Raw genomic sequence first — 21,735 nt, 5'->3', positions numbered from 1 at the left:
GTAAGTGGGGGTCGCCGTCTACGTCGGACAAGCCCCTCTTCCACCCCTGAAGGAGCTCCGCTATGTCGGAACGCAATACCGCCATCCGCAGCTTGCACGATCTTGGCCTGGCGGCCTGGTTCGGTGGCTCGCTGATGGGGGCGGTCGGCCTCAACGGTGCGGCCGAGGGCGAAGGCGGCACGGAGGCGACCCGGGACCGGATCTCGTCGTCGGGCTGGGCGAAGTGGGCGCCGGTCAACGCCGCCGCGATCGGCGCGCACCTGTTCGGCGGCGGCGGGCTGCTCGCCGTGAACGCGCACCGGGTCGCCACCCAGCAGGGCGTGGCCGCCTCCACCACGGCCAAAACCGTCGTCACCGCCGCGGCTCTGGCCGCCACCGCCTACGCCCGCGTCCTGGGCAAGAAGGTCGAGCCGGCCTCCTCCATCGACCCTGATGACGCCGAGAAGGCGGCCAAGCACCCCATCGACCTGGACAAGGCGCGGCGGCAGCTGCACCTGGCGCAGTGGACGGTGCCGGCCCTGACCGGATGCCTGGTGGTGCTCAACGCCCTGCACGGCGAACAGCAGCGCCCGAGCGAGCAGATCCCCGGCATGTGGGAGCGGGCCCGCTCCGCGACCCACCTGGTGGCCTGACGCCTCGCGAGACGGATGGGAAGTGATCAGCAGCCACAGCGCCTGCACCTGGTGAACGCCTAATGGCTGTTGTGACATGTCTGCGGCGGCCGAGGGCGCTCGCGCAAAGCTATGGCGGGCCGGGCGGCCGGGGCCTGCCTTCGAGCCTGAACAGGGAGTTGCCATGTCCACACATGCACGTGCCGCACGCACTGCCCGAACGCCGGTACAGCACGCCGCCCTGGTCGTGGGCGCGGTCTTCCTTTTGGTCGGTGTCCTCGGCTTCATTCCGGGCATCACCACGAACTACGACACCATGGAGTTCGCCACGCACCACTCCGAGGCCAAGCTGCTGGGTATCTTCCAGGTGTCCATCCTGCACAACCTCGTGCATCTGGCCTTCGGCGTCGCCGGGCTGGCACTGGCGCGCACCGCTGCGAAAGCGCGGCTGTACCTCCTGGCGGGCGGTGCCATCTACCTGGTCCTGTGGCTGTACGGGCTGATCATCGACCACGACAGCGCCGCGAACTTCGTCCCGCTCAACACCGCCGACAACTGGCTCCACCTCGTGCTCGGCCTGGGAATGATCGCGCTGGGCGCGCTGCTCACCCGCAGGCCCGCCCCGACACGGACTGCTCGCTGACCGGTGCAGTGATCACTTCAGTTCGGCTGCAAGGCTGACTGTCTGGCGGTAGTCCCACGCGGTCCACGCCACAGGGACCAAACCGGTTGATCGGCCGGTCCGGCCGATCAACCACCCGGCCACGAGCATGGGTATGGCGGTAGGCCGCTTACTGGCTCTAACAAAAGCAGTGTGATTGTGTGACTGTCGGCTTGATCGCTCGTTGGTGTGAGTATGGGGAAGTGTCAGTCGCGGCCATGGATCGTGTCGGACGAACTGTGGTCGCTCATCGAGTCGTTGCTGCCCGTGCCGCCACCGAAGCAGGTGAAAGGCCGGCCGCGAGTGCCCGACCGCCAGGCCTTGTGCGGGATCCTGTTCGTCCTGCACACCGGCATCCAGTGGGAGTACCTGCCCCAGGAGCTCGGCTTCGGCTCGGGCATGACCTGCTGGCGGCGCCTGGCGGCCTAGAATGAAGCCGGCGTCCGGGACCAGCTCCACCAGCTGCTGCTGAACAAGCTGCGGTCGAAGAACCAGCGGGACTGGTCGCGGGCGGTGATCGACTCTCCCCCTGGCTTCGCCGGGGCACCCCCACCCACGTCCGGGCCGCACGCAGGGGCCCAAGAGCGGCCCCAGCCCGGTCGACCGCGCACGGCCGGGCAGCAAACACCACATCATCACCGACGGCCAAGGGATCCTGCTCGCGGTGTCGCTGACCGGCGGAAACCGCAGGCGACGTCACGCAACTGCTGCCCCAGCTGGACAAGATCCCGGCAGTGGCGGGAGCTGTCGGCCGGCCGCGCAGGCGGCCCGACATGCTCTTCGCCGACCGCGGCTACGACCACGACAAGTACCGCCGACTCCTGCGGCAGCGCGGAATCCGGCCCGCGATCGCCGAGCGGAGCCAGCCGCACGGCACCGGTCCGGGCACCTTCCGCTGGGTGGTCGGGCGAACGATCTCCTGGCTGCATGGCTTCCGCCGCCTACGGATCCGCTGGGAGAGACGCGACGACATCCACGAGGCGTTCCTCGGCCTCGCCGTCTGTCTGATCACCCACCGGCACGTTCAGAGGCTTTGTTAGGGCCAGTAAGAGGGCATCTGATCAATGTTCATGCCGTTGTGGCGGACATGTCCGTTTCGATTCGCCGCGTTGGCGCGGATTCTCCCGTGAGCTCGCGGGACATTTTGTTAGCCATCGCCCAGTGGATCATCGCCCGGGACCGCTGCGGGAGGGCTTCGTAGTCCCGTGCCAGGCGGCGGTGCTGCATCAGCCAGCCGAAGGTCCGCTCGATCACCCACCGCTTCGGCAACGGTTCGAACCCCTCCGTCCGTGGCCGCTGCACGACTTCCACATCGATCCCCAGACCGGCGCCGTGGTTGAGGATGCTGCTCTGGTAGCCGCCGTCGGCCCAGACCTTCGACACGGTGGGGTGGGCCGTGGCCAGGTCGTCGAGCAGGAGCTTGCCGCCGGTGGTGTCGTGCACGGACGCGGCGGTGACCAGCACGGCCAGGACCAGGCCGAGGGTGTCGGTGACGACGTGCCGCTTGCGTCCTTTGATCTTCTTGCCGGCGTCGATGCCCTGACTGGTCTCGGCCACGTTTGCCGAGGTCTTCACGCGCTGCGCGTCGATCACGGCCGCCGTGGGCTCCCTGCTGCGGCCGTGGGCCCGCCGGGTCCTGTCGCGTAACAGGTCGTGGACCTGTCGGGTGGTGCCGTCGGCTTCCCACTTGGCGTAGTAGTCGTAGACGGTCTTGTACGGCGGGAAGTCGTGCGGCAGGTACTCCCACGGGATGCCGGTGCGGTTGGCATACAGGATCGCGTTGACGATCTCCCGCAGGTCGTGCACCCGGGCCGCCGTGCCGGGTCCGGTTCGCCTGGCTCGCCAGGCGGTGAAGACCGGTTCGATCAAGGCCCAGCGGGCGTCGGAGACATCACTGCGGTACGGGCGACGAGCATTCACACCCCGCCCGACGACCGCCAACACCAGCAGTCACAAAACCATCCCTGACTACAACTACATAGATCAGATGCCCTCTTAGGGCAGAACGCCGTCGGCGTCGACCAGGTCCGCCAGGACCCGGTAGTGGCGCTGCCAGTCCAGGGGCCAGGGGCAGTTCCAGTCCGGGTCGATCGCGGTGAGCTGCGCTGCGCGCTGCTTCGCCCGCTCCGGGTTTTTGCCAAGACCGCCCTTGCGGCGGAGGCTGGCGATGTGCTGTCCGACCGGCACCATCGCCTCGCCCTCACCCCACACGGCGTCCTGACGGGGCGCGAGGTGGCCGGTGGCCCGCCGGTACGACCGGAGCGCAGCGAACTTCGCTTCCCACGCCTCCTCGCCCGGCTCCCAGACCATCCCGGCCTCGGGCGCGTCCAGCAGCTCCTTGCGGTGGGGATCGAGTTCGCCGGCGCGCAGCGTCTTGCGCTGCTGGTGCACCCACCGCCCGAGGGGAAAGTCCTTGGTGACGCCGACCTCCACCTCAGTGCCGTAGGGCACGGCGTACAGGCCGGTGATCTCGTTCTCCCTGCGCCAGCGCAGCAGCGCCTCGTAGCCCTCCAGCCACGCCAGGGACTCCGGCCGGTACACCCGCGTACGGAGGAAGGCCGCGATGGTCGCGGCGTCCCGGGGAGTGGAGAAAAGGAGCAGGGCCGCCTCGGCAGCGGCGTCGGTGCCGTCCTGCTCCTGGTCCTCGCCGTCACTCTCGCCGCCGGCCCCGACGATCCGCCCGTCCTCACCGCGCCTCACGTGCACCTTGCGCTGCCCGTGGGTGCGGGCGCGGGAGGCGAGCTGCTCGACAAGTCCGCTCATCATACGAGCGCAGGCCCTGGAGGCCGGCTACAGGGGGCGGAGCGAGGCGGAGGCGACCATGTCGGTGAGGTCCTCGCCGGGAGCGGCCCACTCCGACCCTCAGCGGGTGCCGAGGGCCTCCAGCACCTGGGCGCCTACTTGGAGCGCGTGGTCGACATCGCGTGCCAGATACATCAGGTCGACGAAGGCGTGCTCGACGCCGGCCTCGCCGTGAGCCCGCTTCAGGGCGTCGGCGATGTCGTCGACCGTGGTCTGGGAAGAGGGGTTGACGCGCAGGATCACGTCCAGCTCCTCGGGGGCGCGCCCCGCCCGGCGGGCCTCCGCGCGGATGCGTGCCATCGGCTCGGCGACCGAAGCCGCGGGGTCGAAGCCGCCGGGGAGCGCGGCGACCGGCAGCCAGCCGTCGGCGCGCAGGGCGACCCGCTGCACCGCGCGCGGCGCGAAGCCCGCCATGTAGACCGGAGGGCGAGGGCTGCCGACCGGCTTGAGCTGCACGTGGCTGGGAGGAATGGTCCACCGGGAGCCCTTGTGCTCCACGGGGTCGCGGGTCCACCAGGCCTCGAGGATGTCGAGGCACTCGTCCAGCCGGGCACCGCGCTCGTTCATCGGCACACCCGCAGCCTGGTACTCCTCGGGCGACCAGCCGGTGCCCAGGCCGACCAGGAGCCGCCCGCCGCTGAGCCGGTCGATGCTGGCCAGCTGCCGGGCGAGCAGGGCCGGCGGGTACCAGGGGGCGTTGAGGACATTGCTGCCGAGCAGGACCCGGTCGGTGACAGCGGCCGCAGCGGCGAGCCAGACGAAGGGGTCGGCGGCGGTACGGAACTCCTCCGGGACGGTGTCCCCGCTGCCACCGTAGCCGACGCTGGGAGACACCGCTGTGAGCAGACGATCACCAACCCACAGGCTGGCGGCGCCGAGCGCCTCGGCCTCCCGCGCGAAACGGGTGACGTCGGTGGTCTGGAGGGCCTGCGCGCCGAACTGCGGCAGTGTGAAACCGATGCGCATCGTGCGTCCTCTCGCGGGGGGATAACGGCAACGATGTTCGTTGAACTTTTCATCTTGCCGTAACCCGGGTCGGTTCCTTGGGTGATGCATACATCTCTGTGTGTCATGCGGTCTGGAGACCCGATATCGGTGACGGTTTCCTGATCCGGCCGTCAGCGGTGAGGCGCCCTGGCAGGCGCCCTCGCTGCCCGGCGTTCGGAACGGCGCCGCGCCCGGTTTACACCGCCATGCCCACCGCCACGGATCTGTCAGCGATTCGCCATGCACCCGCCGGATGGCGGTGCCGTGGCGGATCCCCGGCGGGCTCCTGGCGGATGGTCCGCCGGATGATCGGCGGGTTCCGCCTGCCACGGAAGGTAGCGGCGAGGCGGCGCGAGATGAGCACAAAACCCCTTGACCGCCCGGAACCGCGCTCGCCGAAGCCCTGACCGAAGCCCGCGCCGCTGGCGCTCCGACGACTCAGACGGACGACGACACCAAGCCCGACTCGCCTCGTGCCGTGGACGCCCTGGAAGCCGCTCTGCGGGCCCAGAAGCAGGTATGGGCAGCCCTGGCACCGGCCGCCGTCACGCGCAGGCCATGCAGCACGACCCAGACCGCACACAAGCCCTCCTGGAGGAACTGGAGCGCCAGGCCGTGCGCACCACCAAGCGCGCCCGCGCCGCGCAGTAGGCGCCGCCGCCGTGCTGCCAGCGGCGGCGGCACCGAGGGGCCCTCGACATCGGCGACAGGTGAGTCGTTGAGCCCCGCCCGTCCAGAGTGGTCCGCAGCGTAGGCACGTGCCAGCAGGGCACGCCTAAACGGCTTAGGCGCCGGGTGCGATGGGTCGGGTACGTGTCAATGGAGTGTTCGGCAGGCGTCGTCGGCCGCTGCTGGCCGTCTTCCTGCTGGCCGTGGTGGGGGCGTGTGACGGTCCGCCGTTGACACCGGGGTGGCACCGGTACCGGATTTCACTGTCATGAGGCGGTGTATCCCCAGGTGGTTCGCTGACATGAAACCGAGAGGCCGCAATGCAGGGGGCCGGTGCCGCGCGCCGACCGGCAGTTCCCGGAACGCCGCGTCGGCGGTCTGCGGCGTGCTCAGCCGGCGTTCCCACCCTTGACGGATCCGGTCGGAGCTCAGAAGCCGGGCCACCACGGTCGGAAGCGTTCGCGGTCAGTGCCGGCGAGGTGCTCGAGGATCTGCCGGCTCTGGGCCCCCCGGAACAGGGGCCGGCCGGACTCGGCAAGAAAATCACGGATGTCCTCTCCGGCGGAGATGAAAGACCGGGCGAAGAGGAAGTCGTCTCGTGGAAGAACCTGATCTGTTCCGCATCGCGCACCAGCACACCGTGGGACTCCACAGGCCGACCTGGTGTCGGGCGACCCCTTCGAGTGGGACCACCGGCGCCGGAAGCGTTTCGCGTTCACTGATTCGGAGGCGCACAGCGGGCCCGTGATGCCCGATCATGGGAAGTTTCGGACGGTGCCCCCATCGTCTCGGGGCACCGTCCGACGTCCCGCGGGACGTCGGCATGGCATTCAAGGAGGAATGATCATGAGTCGCATATTCGGAAGGCGGATCGCCACCGCGGCCGCCTCGGTGGCTGTCGCCGCGGGCGCTGTGCTCGCCGCAGGCGGTACGGCCTCGGCATCGCCCCACTCCGACGCCCAGCGCGTCGGCACCGGCTCCTACGCCACGGACAACGACCGGCGCGACCGCGATAACAACCGCGACCGGCACGACCGCGACCGCGATAACAACCGCGACCAGCGCGACCGCAACAACGACCGCGACCGGCACGACCGCGACAACGACCGCGACCGGCAGGACCGCGACCGCGATAACAACCGCGACCAGCGCGACCGCAACAACGACCGCGACCGGCACGACCGCGACAACAACCGCGACCGACACGACCGCGGGGACAATCGCCGCTGACGGCGAGGGGCCGAAACCACCGGTCCGCTGATCAGCCGCACGCACCGTCCGCATGGCTCATGTCCGAGCAACCGACGTCGCGTATGAGCGACCGTGGGCGAGACGACAGTAGGTGACCGGACGGGATGCGCCCATGCCACCAGGGGCGGGGTTCGGTGCGACTGCAGGCGCACCGAACCCCGCCCCTGGCATGCTGTCGCCCGATGCGCGGGCGGCACCCGCACCAGGGCCGCCGAAGGAAGCGTCCGGAGAGAGCCTCGGGTCTGTCACCCCCGAATTCCACGTCGGCACAGGCCCCGCCCGGGTCCGCGATGGACTCTGGGACTCCGTGGTTGCCTGCGCGGGAGACGGCACGGCGGTGCTGGCGTACCCCAGCAACAACGAGCAGGGCTTCGAACTCCGTACGGTGGGTGGGATTCCCTTGGCTGCTCGGCGCAGATAGGTGGTGCATGTGGTATCGACGACCAGAGGGTGTTCCGCCGTCAGGTGCCGGCTTCGTCGTCCGGTCCGGATGACAGGACCGCGTTCAGCCTGCGCCTCAAGTAGGTCCGTTCGGGTTCGGTGCCGGCCAGGTCGAGCGCTTCCCGGTAGGCCGTGGCGGCCTCGGGCAGCCGGCCGAGCTGGTGCAGCAGGTCCGCCCGGGCGGCCGGGTAGGGGTGGTAGCGACGCAGTAGCGGCTCGTCGGCCAGCTCGTCGAGCAGGGCCAGGCCCGCCTGCGGTCCGTCGCGCATCGCCACCGCCACCGCCCGGTTCAGGGCGACGACGGGGAGGGGGTGAGCTGGAGCAGCACGTCGTAGAGCGCTGCGATCTGTGGCCAGTCGGTGGTCGCGAGGCCGATGGCCTCGTCGTGGAGGGCTGCGATGGCGGCCTGTACTCCGTACGGGCCGGGTGGTCCGCCGGTCAACGCGGAGACCGCCAGGCCGCTTCCTTCCTCGATCATCGTGTGGTCCCAGCGGCCGCGGTCCTGATCGTCGAGCAGTACGAACTCGCCATTCGGGCCGGTCTGGGCCTCGCGTCGCGCGTTGAACAGCAGCATGAGCCCGAGCAGGCCGGCGACTTCCCGCTCGGCGGGGTCTACTTCCGCGACGGCGGTCGCCGCGCGACCCGCACGACGTCCTGGCGGAACTCCTTGGGATAAGCCTTGGGCATTGCTCCATCCTTCCAACCTGCCTGATGGCAAGCCAGGTCAGATGTCACCCGATCGTGCGGCAGACCCGACCAACCCCCACCTGCTCGTCAGCCAGCGAACCGCACTCGACCCCGACCACCCACCGGTCAGCATGACCATGCTCCACAGACACCTACCCGAGGGGTTCACGCTGGACGGCCTGCGGCAGGACCGGATCCTCAACGAAGCGTTCGACATGGGCGATCCGCTGAAGCTGATGCGCCTGTTCGGCATCACGGAGAAGACCGCCATGCACTACGTCGGCGTGGCCCATCCGGAGAAGACCGCCCAGCTTCCCCGGTGACGGCCGGTGCGAGAACGACAGCGGCGGGGCCGCCCGGAGTTACCGGGTGCGCTACACGCTCGCCACGAAGCTGGAGAACGAGCTCGTCGAGGCTGCCGACGAGGAACAGCTGAACAAGACGATCGCCCGCTACGGCCGCGCGTCGACCCGCGCTGACGACATGACACGGGTCGGTGACGGAACGGCTCGACTTGTTCCAGGTGGAGTTCCATCAGCCAGCAGGGCCCGACCCGACTCGGCGGTCATGCCGGGCGCAGGGGCTCGAGCAGAGTGAGCGCCGAATGAGCCGGTTTTCCCTCCGCCGGGGGCATGGCGCTGAGGCTGCGCAGTCGTTCGTTGCGCTGCTCCAGGGCCTGGGCGGTGGTGGGGAAGAGGGTGGCGCCGCCCTGGCTGACCAGCCCCTGGTTCGCGGTCACGAACTGCCGGGTGTCGCGTTCGTAGGCGGCGAAGCCCGCGCCGTGACCCCGGTCCGCGAGGCAGCCGGCGAGCATGTACGCGCCGACGAGCGCGAGGCTGGTGCCCTGACCGGTGAGGAACGAGGGCGCGTATGCGGCGTCGCCGACCAGCGCGACCCTGCTGCTGGACCAGCGGGGCATGCGGATCTGGCTGACCCCGTCGAAGAACAGGTCCTCCGCCTCGCGCAGGGCGGCCAGCATGCCCGGGACCTCCCATCCCGCGTCGGCGAAGACCTTGGCGACCAGGTCGCGTTGGGCCTGCGGGTCCCGGAACGCGTCCATGGGCGGCTCCGGCCGGGCGAAGTTCAGGAAGGCGTGCACTTGGTCGTCGTCCCCCACGGCGTAGAGAGCCGCGGCCCTGCCCGGGGAGTTCCACATCACGGTCTCGTGGGAGAGCCCGAAGGTGTTGCGCATGGTGAACACGGCGAAGCAGTAGCCGAGGTAGCGGTGGAACTGCTCTTCGGGACCGAACAGCATCTCCCGGGTGCGCGAGTGCATGCCGTCCGCACCGAACACCATGTGGAACGTACGGCTGCCGCCCCCGCAGAAGGTGACGTCGACCCCGTGGCCGGACTGGTCGAGGGTGTCGATGGAGTCGTTGAACAGGAACTCCACGTCGTCACGGACCGCCGTGTACAGCGCTTCCGTCAGATCCCCGCGCCGTACCTCCAGGTCTCGTTCCGCGACGCCGCCGGTGACGGCATGCGGGTGCAGGGAGGTCACCTCGCTGCCGTCCGAGTCGAGGAAGGTCAGCCGGCGCACGTCGATGTGCGCGTCCCGCAGCCGCGGCAGGATCCCCATCCTCCGGACGACTTCCAGTGCGGTGCCGCGCACGTCGATGGGATAGCCACCCCCACGCAGGGTGGGCGCCTTCTCCACGACCGTGACCGCGTATCCGTAGCGGTTCAGCCAGAACGCGAGGGTGGGCCCCGCGATGCTAGCCCCGGATATCAGGACCTTGCGCCTCGGCGTGCCACAGACATCCGTCAGCTGATCGGTGAGGGTCATTCCTTGACTCCTTTGGGCATGGTGCGAGTGACGAACAGGGCCAGCGACGTGACGACGCCGGCTATGACGAAGCCGCTGACGTAGGCCGATTCGGCCGCGACCTCCGACCCGGAAGGGGTTGCGGCGGTGAGGAGCGCACCACCGAGCTGCCCGCCCACGGCGTAGCCGAGTACGCGGCTCACCAGGATCAGGCTGGTGGCGATGCCGGTGTCCTTGGCATCGACGGCCGTGGCGATGCTGGTCATCATCGCCGTGACGCACAGGCCGTTGGCCAGCGCGATCAGCGCCTTGCCGACGACGACGTGCCAGACCTCGGTGTGCACGGACGCCAGGACGACCAGGGAGACGGCCATCATGACGACCCCGGTGTTGACCACGGCACGCGAGCCGAAACGCCGGTCCCCGATACCGCCGAGCGGCCCGGCCAGCGTCGCGGCGACGGCGCCGGGCAGCAGGAAGAAGCCGATCTCGGTGGCGCTGGCGCTGAATCCGTACCCGTCGCCGCGCTCGTCGAGCAGCTGCGGAACGAGATAGACCGCCATCGAGGTACCAAGGCAGATCACGAATGTCAGCGCACACGCCTTCCAGATCGCGGGCCGTGCCAGCATGTGCAGATCGATCATCGGAGAGGCCGCACGCCGTTCGACGGCCACCCAACCGGTGACGAAGACGGCCAGAAACACGACGAGGGCGCCGAGCACGAGTGGTTGCGAGGCCGCTTCGGGCGCCAGCGCGAGTACGAGCATGAGCGTGACCAGCATCCCGCCCAGGAGCAGCAGGCCGGGCCAGTCGATGCCGGCGTCGTCCGACCCGCCCGGCTGGTCGGACGGCATGAGCCTGTTCACGAGCAGGGTGGCTCCGATGACCGCGATCGTGGGCAGCGCGAACATCCAGTGCCGGGAGAGCTCTTCCGCCACCGGCCCGGCCGACAGCATGCCGACCATCCCTCCCCCGACGAAGAGTCCGCTGACCACCCCGATGGCGACCTTCGACTCTCCCGGGGGCAGGTTTTTGCGCACGACGATGAACGACAGGGGAAGCGCGCCCACCATCGCCCCTTGCAGCACCTGCCCGAGCAGCAGCACGGGCAGGTTCGGGGCCAGGGCGGACACCGTGCCGCCGACCGCGACGACCGCCATCAGCCGGATCAGGACCCGTTTCCCGCCGTAGCGGTCGCCGAACTTGCCTGCCAACGGCGTGATGAGTGCCCCGGTGATGAGGAGCACGATGCTGAGCAGCGCCCCTTCGGACTGGCTCATGTCCAGTTCGCGTTCCAGGAGCGGGATCGTCGGTGACACCACCGACTCCAGAGCGCCGGTGGACAGTGCCAGTAAACCGAGGGCTCCGACAGCGGTCTTCCCGATGGGGACCGGGGGAGCCAGGGTTGTGGTCATGAGTGTCCTTTCCGTCATTGCCGGGTGAGGAAGGGGGCAGCGGGGGCGCGCACGGCATGTGGCGCTGCCGCCCCGCGGCTGGTGCCGGACGCGGGTAAGGGTCGCCGCGGCACGGTGTGCGCTGCTCCGCGGCCCGAGAGATGGGAGCCGATACGGGGTGGGAGCCGGGTACGGGGGCCGATGCGATGCCGGCTGCCGCCCCGGATGGGCTAGGACCAGCGGCGCAGCGCGGCCCGGGCCGGCAGTGTGACCGCCAGCAGGGCCAGGCCGCCGGCGGCGACCGCGAAGCATCCGTACACCAGCGGGGGCACGTACGGCATGTCACCGGTCACGCCGCTCATCATCGGGATCAGCGTGGCCGCGGCGATCGCGGAGCCGAGGACCAGGCCCACCACGGCGACCAGCAGGCCCTCCCAGCGGAGCATCGTCATCACCTGACGTCGGGTGGAGCCGACGAGGCGCAGCATGCCCAGCTCGCGGCGGCGGTCCAGGACCGTCATCACCAGGGTGTTGACCGCGGCGACGGCGGCGAACCCGCCGAGGACCGCGGCCATGGTGTTGTTCATCCAGGCGCCCAGCTTCGCGTCGCGGTTCTGCTCGGTGGCGTAGCCGGAGGCGTCGGTGACCTCGCCCAGGGCGGTGAGCGACTTCTCCGAGCCGCCCCGTACCAGGAGCGTGCTGTCGAAGCCCGAGGTGACGTGCCCGGCCAGGGACGCCCGGTCCATGGTCACCGTGGCCAGGCCGAGGCCGCGGCCGTAGACCGCGACGATCTCGGGGCTGACCTCCGTCCCGTCGGGGAGGTAGAGCGGGAGCCGGTCGCCGACACCGGCGTCCGCCGAGGTCGCCAGGGTCTTGCCGATGGCGATACGCCCCTCGCCGAGCCGGTCGAGGCTGCCGTCGCGTACGTCCAGGTCCTGCACCTTCGCCAGCTCGGCGCCAGAGCCGGTGACGCCCTGGGTGGCCGCGCCCTGGAGCGACTTGAACTCGCCGGAGCCGGTCGGCACCAGCACCTGCGTGTTCAGCAGCCCGACGGCCGCCTCCACGCCCGGCGCGCGGGCGGCGCGTGCCGCCGCGTCTACCGGGAGCCCGGCCGGGTCCGTCACCACGTGGTCCGCGGTGATGCCCGCGCGCAGCTGCTTGTCGGCGGCGTGGGTCTCGCTCGTGTGCATGAACACGAGGGTCGAGGAGAAGGCCACGGCGAGCACGATCGGGGTGATCGCGGAGGCGAGGCGGCGGGCGTTGGTACGGGAGTTGGCGGCCGCGAGCTCGGCGGACGGGCCCGCGCCGCGCAGCGGGAGGCCGAACAGGCCGGCGCACAGCCGTGCCACCAGCGGGCCGAGCAGCCCGACGGCGAGCATGAAGAGCATGACGACGCCGAGGGCGGCGCCGGCCGCGTCGTCCCCGGCGGAGCGGGCGGACACGCCGGTGAGGATCGTGCCTCCGACGAGGGCGCCGACGCCGAGGAGGGTACGGACCAGACCGGGCCGCAGCCGCTCCACCGACGCGTCCGACAGCGCCTGTCCGGGCTCGATCTTCGCGGGCCGGCGCCCGGCCATCCAGCCTGCGCCGAGCGCGGTGAGCAGCCCCATGACGACGGCGGCGAGCAGCGGAAGCCCGGAGACGTGCAGGTCCACGGCGCGCGGGATGACGCCCCGGTCCTGGAGCTGCCCGAACCACCAGTGGGCGAGCCCGATGCCGGGCAGGCAGCCGATGATCCCGGCGAGCGGCGCGACGAGCAGTGCTTCGGAGGCGACCGCGCGGCGGATCTGCCGCGGGGTGGCGCCGACGGCGCGCAGCAGGGCGAACTCGCGGGCCCGCTGACCGACCGAGAGCGCGACGGTTCCGGCGGCCGTGAAGACCGCGACGATGGCGGCGATGCCGCCGAAGGAGCCGCCGATTCCGAAGAGCGTCACCTTGGCGTACCCGAGGCCCGGGTCCTCGACGGCACCGCGGTCGTCGCCGGTGTGGACCTGGACGCCGGAGTCGGCCAGGGCCTGCTTCACGGCGCCGGCGAGGGCGTCGGCGTCGGTGCCGTCCTCCGCCAGCACGACGACGGCGTCGGCCTTGCCGGGATGCCCGGCGAGCATGGGGGCCTGGGTGTCGGCGAACCAGGTCAGGGCACCCGCGTCGCCGGAGCCGCGGGCGGTCTCCGCGGGGCCGGCCTCGGCGACGCCAGCGACGTGGAAGTCCTGCCGGCCGGCGGCGGTCTCCAGTACGACGGTGTCGCCGACCGCGGCGTGCGCGGCGCGGGCCGTTCCCGCGTCGAGGACGACTTCCCCCTCGCGGGGCGCGGAGCCGGTGGTCAGCGAGGTGCCGGTGAAGGTGTGCGAGCCCCATCCGTGCGCGGTGAGCACACCTCCCGGAACATTCAGTGCACGGGCGCCGGCGTCCGTCGCGCGCACCGGGAAGGTGAAGTCCGCGACGGCGGTGGCCGCACCCGGCGCCCCGGCGGCCTTCGCAGCCAGCCCGGCGTCCATCCGTGCCGTGTCCGGCAGGGGCGTCGCCTCCTTCTCGCGGTCCTCGCCGCTGCCGGTGACGACGTACTTGTTCTGGTCCGCCGCCGCGACGACCGGCGCGTTCGCGTACCGTTCCGGCGGCACGGAGGCGCGCAGGCCGGTCTCGAGCAGGATTCCGCAGGCCGAGACGATCAGTGCGGACATCAGCAGCGCGAGGAAGGTCCCCGCGAAGGACGCGGGCTTGAAGCGCACGGCCTCACGGGCGAGGCCGTTGGGGCGCCTCATGCCGCCACCCCCGCCATCGCACCGGAGCGGGAGGCGCGCGAGGTGAGGGCGGCCATGCGCGCCGCGATCTGCTCCGCCGAACCGCGCTCCAGGCCGCCGGTGAAGACGCCGTCGGCGAGGAACAGCACGCGGTCGGCCCAGGCGGCCGCGGCCGGGTCGTGGGTGACCATGACGACGGTGGCGCCGAGGGCGTCCACCGCCTGCCGGAGCAGGCCGAGGACCTCGGCGGCGGTAACGGTGTCGAGGGCGCCGGTGGGCTCGTCGGCGAAGATCACGTCGGGGCTGGTGACCAGCGCGCGGGCGATGGCCACGCGCTGCTGCTGGCCGCCGGAGAGCTTGCCGGGCCGGCGCCGCGCCTTGTCGGCGAGCCCGACCCGCGCGAGCACCGCCTGCGCCCGGCGGCGGTCCTGGCGCCGCCCGGCCAGGCGCATCGGCAGCAGCACGTTCTGCTCCACGGTCAGCGACGGCAGCAGGTTGAAGGCCTGGAAGACGAAGCCGAGGCGGCTGCGGCGCAGCTCGGTGAGCTGGTTCTCGCCCATGCCGGTGATCTCCGTGCCGCCGAGGCGCACGGAGCCGGCCGAGGGCCGGTCGAGCCCGGCGGCGCACTGCAGGAAGGTGGACTTGCCGGACCCGGAGGGGCCCATGACCGCGGTGAACGTGCCGCGCGCCAGCGCGAGGTCGATGCCCGCGAGCGCGTGCACGGCACCGGCGCCGCGGCCGTACCGCCGCCGGACGCCCCGCAGTTCGACGGCGAGACCGGGGGCGGTGGCCGGAACCTCCGCCTCCGGCCGGTCGTCCGCCTTCTGCCGCTTGCCGCTGCGTAGCTTCATGTCCCGTCTCCCTCTCACGTGCACTTTCTGTGACGGGTGAAGAGTGCGGGGACGGCTGAGCGCCGGGCGTCATACCGGGGAGCCAATGTGGGGGTGCTACCACGGTAGGGGGTGGAGGAGGGGCGGGGGCGGTCCTACTCGCCCGGAGCGACCAGCCCCGACTCGTAAGCGAAGACCACCGCCTGGGCGCGGTCGCGCAGGTCAAGCTTGGTCAGGACGCGGCTGACGTGCGTCTTCACCGTCTGCTCGGCCAGCACCAGCGTCTGCGCGATCTCCCCGTTCGACTGCCCGCGGGCCACCAGCGTGAGGACCTCGGTCTCGCGTTCCGTCAGGCCTTTGAGCCGCAGCGCGGGCTTGCCCCGGACGGCGGGACGCTGCTTGGCGAAGTCCGCGATGAGGCGGCGCGTCACGGAAGGGGCGAGCAGCGCGTCGCCCGAGGCCACGACGCGGACCGCCGCGATGAGGTCGGCCGGCGGCGCGTCTTTCAGCAGGAAGCCGCTCGCGCCCGCCCGCAGCGCCTCGTAGACGTAGTCGTCGACGTCGAAGGTGGTGAGCATCAGGACGCGCGGCCGGTGTGTCACACCGGGTGCCGGCTCCAGGAGGCGGCGTGCGGCCTCCAGCCCGTCCATCTCGGGCATCCACACGTCCATCAGCACGACGTCCGGGTGGGTACGCCGGCTCAGCTCGACGCCCTGCGCGCCGTCGGGGGCCTCGCCCACCACGTCGATGTCGCTCTGGGCGGCCAGCAGGGCGGCGAAGCCGGCCCGCACCATGGCCTGGTCGTCGACGATGATGACGCGCGTCGTCAGATGAAGTCCTTTTCAGTCAAGGAAGTTCAGGGGAAGTTGGGCGGCGACCCGGAAGCCGCCGTCCGGTAGTGGCCCCGTGTCGAGGCTGCCGCCGACGAGCCGCACCCGCTCGCGCATGCCGACGAGGCCGTGCCCGGTGCCGCCCACCTCGAGCGGCCCGTCGGGTGGCTGGGGCGGCGGTCCGTTGACGACGAGGACGGTGAGCCGCGCACCGTCCTGCGGATCGGACTCCGTTACCGACAGCGACACCTGCGTGCGGGCACCCGGCGCGTGCCGCACGACGTTCGAGAGAGCCTCCTGGACAATCCGGTACGCGGACAGGCCGACCGCCTCGGGCACCTCGACGTCGCAGGGGGTGAACTCCACCGGCCCGCGGGCCCTCGCCGTCACTTCCACCAGCTGCCCGATCTACGCCAGGCCCGGCTGGGGCACGAGCTCGCCGTGTGCCTCCTCGTTACGCAGCACGCCGAGGAGCCGTCGCATTTCGCCGAGCGACTCGCGCGCGGTCGCCGCGATGGACGTGAACTCCTCCCGCACGTCCGGCGGCAGCCCGTCCAGACGGTACGCCGCGGTGTCCGCCTGCACCGTGATGACGGACATGAAGCTTCCCCTTGATCGTGGACACCTGGAGACTGGAACATGAGGTTCCAGAGGAAGTAGCACCAGGTGGGAAGCAAGTACACGAAGCGGTACACCGCGGAGTTCAAACGGGACGCGATTGCGCTCGTCGACTCCACAGGCCGGACGGTCACCGAGGTCGCCCGGGAACTCGGGGTGAGTCCGGAGTCTCTGCGCAACTGGTACCGCCAGGCGAAGGTGGACCGAGGCGAAGGACGCCCCGGCGAGCTGACCGGTGCCGAGCGTGAGGAGCTCAAGCGACTGCGGAAGCAGAGCGCCGAGCAGGCCAAGACGATCGAGGTGCTGCGAGAAGCCGCGGTCTTCTTCGCGAAGGAAAGCGATCGATGAACGAGACGTACGCGTTCATCGAAGCGGAGAAGACCACCCACGGCGTCGCTTTCCTGTGCCGGCTGCTGAACGTGGCCCGCTCCTCCTTCTACGCCTGGCAGGCGGCGGCGAAGGCCCGCGCCGCACGGCAGGCGGCCGACGAGGCCCTGGCCCACGAGATCACCGTCATCCACGTCGCATCCCGCCACACGTACGGCATCCCGCGCATCCACGCCGAACTGCGGCGCCTGGGCCGGGCGGTGAACCGCAAACGCGTCGCCCGCGTCATGCGTGAACGCGGTTTCCAGGGCGCCCACCGCCGTCGACGGCGCTCGCTGACCCGGCCGGGCAAGAAGGCGAGACCGGCCCCGGACCTGATCGGCCGCGACTTCCACGCCGAGCGGCCGGGCACGAAGCTGGTCGGGGACATCACCTGCCTCCCCACCGCCGAGGGCCGGCTCTACCTCGCCTGCTGGCTGGACCTGGCCACCTGCGAGATCGTCGGATACGCGATGGCCGCCCACCACCGCGCCTCCCTCGTCGTCGACGCCCTGAGGATGGCCCACGGCCGCGGCGGCCTGCAGCCGGGATGCATCACACACTCGGATCGCGGCAGCGACTGGTTGAACCCAGCGAATACACATCAGCAGAGTTCCGCAGTGAAATACGTGAGTTGGGCCTGCGACAAAGCTGCGGCCGCACCGGATCATGCTTCGACAATGCCGCCACGGAAAGCTTCTGGGCCCTGCTCAAGGAAGAGATCGGCACCCGCACCTGGGCCGACCGGGCCACCGCCCGCGCCGAGGTCTTCGCTTTCATCGAGGCGTTCTACAACCGGCGCCGCCTACGCAAACACAAGGTCTTCGGCTACCTCACCCCGGCCGAGACCAGGCAGCGCCACCAGCACACCCTTACGGCATAGAGATCGAGTGTCCAAGATCACGGGGAAACTTCAGGTGCCGGACCTCAGTGATCGTGTGCATCGCCCGGTTCAGCCGGTGGTCGCCGCCCCGGTTCAGCCGGTGCATGTTGGTCAGGCCCGACGAGGCCGGATCGGCGCAACGCCGGCGAAGGACGCCAAGGCGGCCTCGGAGCGGAACCGGCCCGGAGGCGACCAACTGACCAGGATCTGAGCCGCGGTGATCGGCCCGGTGCCGAGCGCCCCCAGACGAGCCGGAGACGCTCGTTCTCCAGCTCGCGCCCCTCGGCCTGGAGGTGCCGGATGCGCTGGGCCGCGGATCGCAGGGCACGAATGGTCATGCGGTGCTCGGCAGACAGCCCCGGGCCCGCCCGGGGCGCCGACGCTAGGCGCGGAGGCCGACACAGCGGGTGATCTGCTGCGGTCGGCTGAGGCGACGCAGTCCGGCACGGAAGGCATCCGGCGCGGAGACGATCAGGGTCTTGAGCTGGTTGACGGCCGCCATGGAGGCGTGCACGGCATCCTGCCGGGTGGCCAGCAGCACCCGTATCGCCTCGCGCTCTCCGCGACTGCGAGGCTGCATGACGTGCTCGGTGGCCACGGCTCGCAGCCTTCCCGGAAGAGCCCGGCGAACGCGTCATCGAGGTCTGCCGCCCCCAGCGCCCACCGGTCCCCGGTTGCGCTGGAACGATGAGGTGGTCATGGGACGAGTTCCCCCCACCGCAGACGGGTTCGCTCGGCGGACGCCGGTATTTCACCGTCCCACGTGACGTTCCGGCAGTGGACGGGAGTGCGGCGCGGGCTCGTTCCCTGGGCACGGCAGATCCGGGTCGGCATCGGCGAACGTCTTCTCGCCGGAGTCTGGCAACTGCGATGAGCATGGAGTTTCCAGTCAAGTGAGGCAGCTCGTTCCATCACACACTGCGACCGAGGTGAAACGGGTGTGAACCGGAGCGTGCGATGGCCGATACGGGCAAGGTCGTGCGGAGTCCCCGACGGGTGGGATCGGCGAGTGGTCGGCATCGCCGGTGGTCGCCGGCGTGTCGGTGAGGGCCAGGCCGGATCCTTACCGAGAGACAGGAACGGGCGCAGTTGTGCATCGAACGGGCAAGAGGGCGTGTCGGCTCCCCAGGGATGCCCGTCCGAAGTGGCGTGATGGTGGCGGACGGTGACCGCAATTCATCGGCATTCCGGCGCATTCGATCACGGAGGGCGATCAGCGTCGGAGGAGGTCGATAGTTCCCGGGTGTCGAGAATCATGAGCGTCTGAAAACGCTACCACTCAAGAGCGTGCATATTCACTGCATCTTCATTAGCATTTACCGCGGTTTGCCGCCGCTGCGATCTTTTGGAGTCATGCTGTCATGGCACCGCTCGACCTGCATGAACAGGAACGGCAACTAAATGACCTTGCAAAGGAGTTCGAAGTTCTCCGGGCCCGCGTAGGTGACCTCTCCTACACTCCCGGGGTCGATGCTCTCCGGCGAATCGGCCCGCTCCTGTACCAGGTGCAGGATCTGACCGCCGTCGTCCTCGTGCGTCTGAACGCGCTTCACAATAGTTCACACACCGGTGTCACCTACGGCCGTTCCAGCCTGAAGTGCTTGTCCTCGGTCGTCGTCGCAGCATCCCTCGTCAGTAACGCCCTCGCCCGCACGCTGCACGCCAACCCCGACGAGAGCATGCCCTTTCCCGGCCGCCGGATGGAGGACGCCCCGGCGCGCATCGCTCGCCAGGCCAAGGCCATACTGCTCATGAACGGCTACCTTGATGAGGCTGCCCGCCAGCTGGAATTGTGCGCGAGAGGGTGCCGATTCGCCGCGACCCATGTCGCACGGAACCGGACAGCGACGCAAGCCCGGCGGACGGAATTCGCCCAGTCGAAGAGCGGTCCGCGCCCACCCGTGCCGGGTATGACGCGCTCATCGTCCTGACGGCTCTGCCGGGGCGACCCCTCTCCGTGTTCCCGATGTTCGTGAGACCGGTGGCCGAATGCCGTCCCAGCTCGGCGCCGCCCGTGAAAAGGAGGGCGCCGCAGCGCCTGCCCTGCCTGAGGTGCTGCCGGCGGTACGAAAGATGAGTGCGGGACACGGACCTCATTCATCAGTGTCATCAATACGCATTTCACTCGTCGTTTGTCCGGACGACGTGCGTCTACCACATACCGAGACATGGAGGGAGATATGCCCAGTTCATTCGACGTCGGGAATCTTGCGAAACCGAGGAATAGCGCTTATGACTCACTCGCACCGTTCGGGCCGCGGGTGCCGGTGGCGGTCCATGCCCGAGATCCCATCTCTCGGGAGGGAGTGCTCAGCGCATTCAAAGACGACTCACGCATCGAGTTATGTGACGAAGTGAGCCCGGGCGGTGTAGTCCTGCACGTCGACCACACATTCGGCCGGACCGCCCTGACTCAGCTGCGCCGAGCAGTGGGCGAAGACCGGGCGCAGGCGGTTCTCGTTGTGGAGATGCTGCAGGACGAAGATCTGTACGAGATCGCGAGTCACGGAATCAGTGCCGTGGTATGGCGCCACGAGGCCACACCGAGTCGTCTGACGCAGGCCGTGCTGGCCGCCGCGCGCGGTGACGGGGATCTCCCGGCCGACCTGCTCGGCCGGTTGATCCGCCAGATGGGAACGAAGTCGCCCAACGCGGCCGTCGGCAACTCCAGTTATCCGGCCCAGCGGCTGACGCCCCGTGAGGTGGATGTGATGCGGCTGGTCGCCGAGGGGTTCGGCACTGTCGACATCGCAGCAAAATTGTGTTACTCCGAACGCACAATAAAGGACATTATACACAAGCTGACCACGCGTCTGAATTTGCGCAACCGAGCGCATGCTGTGGCCTACGCACTGCGGGAGGGTTACATCTAGTCCTCCGGGCCGGGGATTCTGTTGACCTGTGAGGTGGGCCCGGAACGGTCACGGACGAGAGGTCCCCGCGGTGGTGAAGCGGACGCCGGAGTCGACGCCGAAGAACGCGACCCACTGGTCGAGGCGGGCGATGGCCAGGGAGTTGGTCCGTCCCCTCACCCAGCCCCTTCCCGCAGGCCGGCCCCGACAGGCGGTGAGCCTGTCGGGGCATCGGCTTCGGTGCGAGGGTGGACGCCGCCGAGCGGGAACGGGCACCTGATGTCGGGACGGCGTCAGGGCCGCAGAATCGGTTTGATGCAACGACGGACGTCCATGTCCTCGAACGCCCTCGGCGCGTCGGTCAGGGCGTGGTCCGCGTCGAAGACGCCGCCCGGCTGCAAGGTGCCCTTGAGCACGTCATCGAGCAACTCGGGCATCATGGCACGCACATTGGACCCACCGCCGCTGAGGGAGAGGTTCTTGGCGAACAGCTCCCACAGCGGCAGTGTCACGTCCCAGGGCAGACCCACGTAGCCGACCTGGCCACCGGGTCGCGTGCAGCCGATCGCCTGCCGCATCGCCTGGAGCGTCCCGACCGCCTCGATCACGTGTCCGCTGCCGCCGCCGAGCAGGTCGATCACTTCCGCCGTTCCCTCCTCGCCCCGAGCGGTGACCACATCGGTGGCCCCGTGCGCGCGGGCGAGTTGCTGACGCCGCGGGTGGCGCGACATGATGATGATCCGTTCCGCCTTCAGCCTGCGGCAAGCCAGCACGGCGCACTGGCCGACGGCACCGTCTCCGACGATCACCACGGTGGCCCCCGGCCCGACCCCGGCGTGCAGGGCGGCCTCGTGCCCGGTGGACATCACGTCGGTGAGGGCCAGAAGCGACGGGACCAGTTCCTCGGGCGGCGTCCCCGGGACGGTCAGCAGCGTCGTGTCGGCCAGGGGTACCCGGACGAACTCGGCCTGGCCTCCGTCCAGTACGGACCCGTCCGGCCCGAACTCACCGAACAATCTGCCCTTTTCGCATGCGATCGGCACACCTCGGCGACAGTGGGGGCAGTCGCCGTCCGAGGTGCTGAACGGAGCGAGGACGAAGTCCCCCGGGCGGACCGTGGTCACCCCTATGCCCACGTCCTCGACGACACCGACGAACTCGTGACCGCTGCGGACGGGCCGCGGTAGTGGCGACAGGCCCCGCAGTACGGACAGGTCCGAACCGCAGACCCCGGCCGCCACCACGCGCACCAGCGCGTCAGTGGGCTCCTCGATGCGTGGCTCGGGTACCTCCTGGACGCGTACGTCGCCGGGAGCGTGGATGACAACAGCCAGCACAGCGTGCCTC

Annotated in this window: 20 protein-coding genes and 6 pseudogenes; 13 read left to right on the top strand and 13 right to left on the bottom strand. The window is 70.1% G+C overall.

What is annotated here, in order from left to right:
- Positions 1-62 precede the first annotated feature (62 nt).
- The 3 genes and pseudogenes from CP969_RS01845 (at position 63) to CP969_RS01835 (ending at position 2,312) form a co-directional block, all read left to right on the top strand.
- A complete protein-coding gene (locus CP969_RS01845; RefSeq protein WP_016828165.1) occupies positions 63-632 on the top strand; it encodes a hypothetical protein in 570 nt (189 codons plus the stop codon).
- A 163-nt stretch (positions 633-795) separates the two neighbouring features.
- Complete coding sequence (locus CP969_RS01840; RefSeq protein WP_004993394.1) at positions 796-1,254, top strand: DUF4383 domain-containing protein; 459 nt, start codon at positions 796-798, stop codon at positions 1,252-1,254.
- Between the two features lie 213 nt (positions 1,255-1,467).
- Positions 1,468-2,312, top strand: a pseudogene (locus CP969_RS01835) (IS5 family transposase).
- A gap of 28 nt (positions 2,313-2,340) precedes the next feature.
- Here the strand turns inward: CP969_RS01835 and CP969_RS01830 are convergent.
- From CP969_RS01830 to CP969_RS01820, 3 genes and pseudogenes are all read right to left on the bottom strand, one after another.
- Positions 2,341-3,192, bottom strand: coding sequence for an IS5 family transposase (locus tag CP969_RS01830; protein ID WP_026085530.1), 852 nt, complete (start codon positions 3,190-3,192; stop codon positions 2,341-2,343).
- A gap of 78 nt (positions 3,193-3,270) precedes the next feature.
- Positions 3,271-4,116 (bottom strand): annotated as a pseudogene (locus CP969_RS01825) (helicase associated domain-containing protein); the annotation flags it as partial.
- Between the two features lie 18 nt (positions 4,117-4,134).
- A complete protein-coding gene (locus CP969_RS01820) occupies positions 4,135-5,040 on the bottom strand; it encodes a TIGR03619 family F420-dependent LLM class oxidoreductase (RefSeq protein ID WP_004993398.1) in 906 nt (301 codons plus the stop codon).
- A 540-nt stretch (positions 5,041-5,580) separates the two neighbouring features.
- Between CP969_RS01820 and CP969_RS34160 the strand changes: the two genes are divergently transcribed.
- From CP969_RS34160 to CP969_RS01810, 3 genes are all read left to right on the top strand, one after another.
- Positions 5,581-5,712 carry a hypothetical protein gene (locus tag CP969_RS34160; RefSeq protein WP_016828171.1) on the top strand — a complete coding sequence of 44 codons (132 nt, stop codon included), beginning with the start codon at positions 5,581-5,583 and terminating at the stop codon, positions 5,710-5,712.
- A gap of 864 nt (positions 5,713-6,576) precedes the next feature.
- Positions 6,577-6,960 carry a hypothetical protein gene (locus tag CP969_RS01815; protein WP_223887025.1) on the top strand — a complete coding sequence of 128 codons (384 nt, stop codon included), beginning with the start codon at positions 6,577-6,579 and terminating at the stop codon, positions 6,958-6,960.
- 133 nt (positions 6,961-7,093) lie between these two features.
- Positions 7,094-7,402, top strand: coding sequence for a type I-E CRISPR-associated endoribonuclease Cas2 (locus CP969_RS01810; RefSeq protein ID WP_317984009.1), 309 nt, complete (start codon positions 7,094-7,096; stop codon positions 7,400-7,402).
- 40 nt (positions 7,403-7,442) lie between these two features.
- On the opposite strand, the pseudogene CP969_RS01805 reads toward CP969_RS01810, so the two are convergent.
- Positions 7,443-8,035: pseudogene (locus CP969_RS01805) on the bottom strand (RNA polymerase sigma factor); the annotation flags it as partial.
- A 115-nt stretch (positions 8,036-8,150) separates the two neighbouring features.
- Between CP969_RS01805 and CP969_RS01800 the strand changes: the two are divergent.
- Positions 8,151-8,432, top strand: coding sequence for a hypothetical protein (locus CP969_RS01800; RefSeq protein ID WP_223887024.1), 282 nt, complete (start codon positions 8,151-8,153; stop codon positions 8,430-8,432).
- A gap of 28 nt (positions 8,433-8,460) precedes the next feature.
- Positions 8,461-8,571: pseudogene (locus CP969_RS33555) on the top strand (IS21-like element helper ATPase IstB); the annotation flags it as partial.
- A gap of 103 nt (positions 8,572-8,674) precedes the next feature.
- Here the strand turns inward: CP969_RS33555 and CP969_RS01790 are convergent.
- The 6 genes and pseudogenes from CP969_RS01790 to CP969_RS01765 form a co-directional block, all read right to left on the bottom strand.
- A complete protein-coding gene (locus tag CP969_RS01790; RefSeq protein ID WP_016828173.1) occupies positions 8,675-9,895 on the bottom strand; it encodes an FAD-dependent monooxygenase in 1,221 nt (406 codons plus the stop codon).
- Positions 9,892-11,289, bottom strand: coding sequence for an MFS transporter (locus tag CP969_RS01785; protein WP_016828174.1), 1,398 nt, complete (start codon positions 11,287-11,289; stop codon positions 9,892-9,894). Before CP969_RS01785 ends, CP969_RS01790 begins: the two co-directional genes overlap by 4 nt.
- A 209-nt stretch (positions 11,290-11,498) precedes the next feature.
- Positions 11,499-14,030, bottom strand: coding sequence for an FtsX-like permease family protein (locus CP969_RS01780; RefSeq protein WP_016828175.1), 2,532 nt, complete (start codon positions 14,028-14,030; stop codon positions 11,499-11,501).
- Positions 14,027-14,860: an ABC transporter ATP-binding protein gene (locus tag CP969_RS01775; RefSeq protein WP_016828176.1), complete on the bottom strand. Its 834-nt coding sequence runs from the start codon at positions 14,858-14,860 to the stop codon at positions 14,027-14,029. Before CP969_RS01775 ends, CP969_RS01780 begins: the two co-directional genes overlap by 4 nt.
- Before the next feature lie 134 nt (positions 14,861-14,994).
- Positions 14,995-15,669, bottom strand: coding sequence for a response regulator (locus CP969_RS01770; RefSeq protein ID WP_026085533.1), 675 nt, complete (start codon positions 15,667-15,669; stop codon positions 14,995-14,997).
- Between the two features lie 12 nt (positions 15,670-15,681).
- Positions 15,682-16,269: pseudogene (locus tag CP969_RS01765) on the bottom strand (sensor histidine kinase); the annotation flags it as partial.
- 66 nt (positions 16,270-16,335) lie between these two features.
- Between CP969_RS01765 and CP969_RS01760 the strand changes: the two are divergent.
- The 3 genes and pseudogenes from CP969_RS01760 to CP969_RS34530 all read left to right on the top strand — a co-directional run bounded on the left by CP969_RS01760 (position 16,336) and on the right by CP969_RS34530 (position 17,536).
- The gene (locus tag CP969_RS01760; RefSeq protein WP_016828180.1) at positions 16,336-16,635 is read left to right on the top strand and encodes a transposase; all 300 of its coding nucleotides are present in this window, start codon (positions 16,336-16,338) and stop codon (positions 16,633-16,635) included.
- Positions 16,632-17,228: pseudogene (locus CP969_RS01755) on the top strand (IS3 family transposase); the annotation flags it as partial. The gene CP969_RS01760 and the pseudogene CP969_RS01755, both read left to right, overlap by 4 nt.
- The gene (locus tag CP969_RS34530; RefSeq protein WP_106431105.1) at positions 17,204-17,536 is read left to right on the top strand and encodes an integrase core domain-containing protein; all 333 of its coding nucleotides are present in this window, start codon (positions 17,204-17,206) and stop codon (positions 17,534-17,536) included. The pseudogene CP969_RS01755 and the gene CP969_RS34530, both read left to right, overlap by 25 nt.
- Positions 17,537-17,647: 111 nt before the next feature.
- Here the strand turns inward: CP969_RS34530 and CP969_RS34525 are convergent, their stop codons facing one another.
- Both CP969_RS34525 and CP969_RS33545 read right to left on the bottom strand, forming a co-directional pair.
- Positions 17,648-17,992, bottom strand: coding sequence for a transposase (locus CP969_RS34525; RefSeq protein WP_078495484.1), 345 nt, complete (start codon positions 17,990-17,992; stop codon positions 17,648-17,650).
- Positions 17,919-18,116, bottom strand: coding sequence for a hypothetical protein (locus CP969_RS33545; RefSeq protein WP_223887023.1), 198 nt, complete (start codon positions 18,114-18,116; stop codon positions 17,919-17,921). Before CP969_RS33545 ends, CP969_RS34525 begins: the two co-directional genes overlap by 74 nt.
- A 781-nt stretch (positions 18,117-18,897) precedes the next feature.
- Here CP969_RS33545 and CP969_RS01740 point away from each other — a divergent pair.
- Both CP969_RS01740 and CP969_RS01735 read left to right on the top strand, forming a co-directional pair.
- Complete coding sequence (locus tag CP969_RS01740) at positions 18,898-19,467, top strand: hypothetical protein (RefSeq protein WP_004993420.1); 570 nt, start codon at positions 18,898-18,900, stop codon at positions 19,465-19,467.
- Between the two features lie 375 nt (positions 19,468-19,842).
- Positions 19,843-20,409: a helix-turn-helix transcriptional regulator gene (locus CP969_RS01735; RefSeq protein ID WP_016828188.1), complete on the top strand. Its 567-nt coding sequence runs from the start codon at positions 19,843-19,845 to the stop codon at positions 20,407-20,409.
- Between the two features lie 272 nt (positions 20,410-20,681).
- Here the strand turns inward: CP969_RS01735 and CP969_RS01730 are convergent, their stop codons facing one another.
- On the bottom strand, positions 20,682-21,725 hold the full coding sequence (locus CP969_RS01730; protein ID WP_004993423.1) for an alcohol dehydrogenase catalytic domain-containing protein: 1,044 nt from the start codon (positions 21,723-21,725) through the stop codon (positions 20,682-20,684).
- Positions 21,726-21,735: the final 10 nt, after the last annotated feature.

The organism is Streptomyces viridosporus T7A, from assembly GCF_008704515.1.
GTDB lineage: Bacteria > Actinomycetota > Actinomycetes > Streptomycetales > Streptomycetaceae > Streptomyces > Streptomyces viridosporus.
This window is presented reverse-complemented; position numbering and strand designations above follow the sequence as displayed.

What these genes read in the sequence shown, in the direction of transcription:
- CP969_RS01845 (WP_016828165.1), top strand. Translation starts at nt 63, where the DNA reads ATGTCGGAACGCAATACCGCCATCCGCAGCTTGCACGATCTTGGCCTG.
- CP969_RS01840 (WP_004993394.1), top strand. Translation starts at nt 796, where the DNA reads ATGTCCACACATGCACGTGCCGCACGCACTGCCCGAACGCCGGTACAG.
- CP969_RS01820 (WP_004993398.1), bottom strand. Translation starts at nt 5,040, where the DNA reads ATGCGCATCGGTTTCACACTGCCGCAGTTCGGCGCGCAGGCCCTCCAG.
- CP969_RS34160 (WP_016828171.1), top strand. Translation starts at nt 5,581, where the DNA reads ATGGGCAGCCCTGGCACCGGCCGCCGTCACGCGCAGGCCATGCAGCAC.
- CP969_RS01815 (WP_223887025.1), top strand. Translation starts at nt 6,577, where the DNA reads ATGAGTCGCATATTCGGAAGGCGGATCGCCACCGCGGCCGCCTCGGTG.
- CP969_RS01810 (WP_317984009.1), top strand. Translation starts at nt 7,094, where the DNA reads ATGCCACCAGGGGCGGGGTTCGGTGCGACTGCAGGCGCACCGAACCCC.
- CP969_RS01800 (WP_223887024.1), top strand. Translation starts at nt 8,151, where the DNA reads ATGTCACCCGATCGTGCGGCAGACCCGACCAACCCCCACCTGCTCGTC.
- CP969_RS01790 (WP_016828173.1), bottom strand. Translation starts at nt 9,895, where the DNA reads ATGACCCTCACCGATCAGCTGACGGATGTCTGTGGCACGCCGAGGCGC.
- CP969_RS01785 (WP_016828174.1), bottom strand. Translation starts at nt 11,289, where the DNA reads ATGACCACAACCCTGGCTCCCCCGGTCCCCATCGGGAAGACCGCTGTC.
- CP969_RS01780 (WP_016828175.1), bottom strand. Translation starts at nt 14,030, where the DNA reads ATGAGGCGCCCCAACGGCCTCGCCCGTGAGGCCGTGCGCTTCAAGCCC.
- CP969_RS01775 (WP_016828176.1), bottom strand. Translation starts at nt 14,860, where the DNA reads ATGAAGCTACGCAGCGGCAAGCGGCAGAAGGCGGACGACCGGCCGGAG.
- CP969_RS34530 (WP_106431105.1), top strand. Translation starts at nt 17,204, where the DNA reads ATGCATCACACACTCGGATCGCGGCAGCGACTGGTTGAACCCAGCGAA.
- CP969_RS34525 (WP_078495484.1), bottom strand. Translation starts at nt 17,992, where the DNA reads ATGCCTTCCGTGCCGGACTGCGTCGCCTCAGCCGACCGCAGCAGATCA.
- CP969_RS33545 (WP_223887023.1), bottom strand. Translation starts at nt 18,116, where the DNA reads ATGCAGCCTCGCAGTCGCGGAGAGCGCGAGGCGATACGGGTGCTGCTG.
- CP969_RS01740 (WP_004993420.1), top strand. Translation starts at nt 18,898, where the DNA reads ATGGCACCGCTCGACCTGCATGAACAGGAACGGCAACTAAATGACCTT.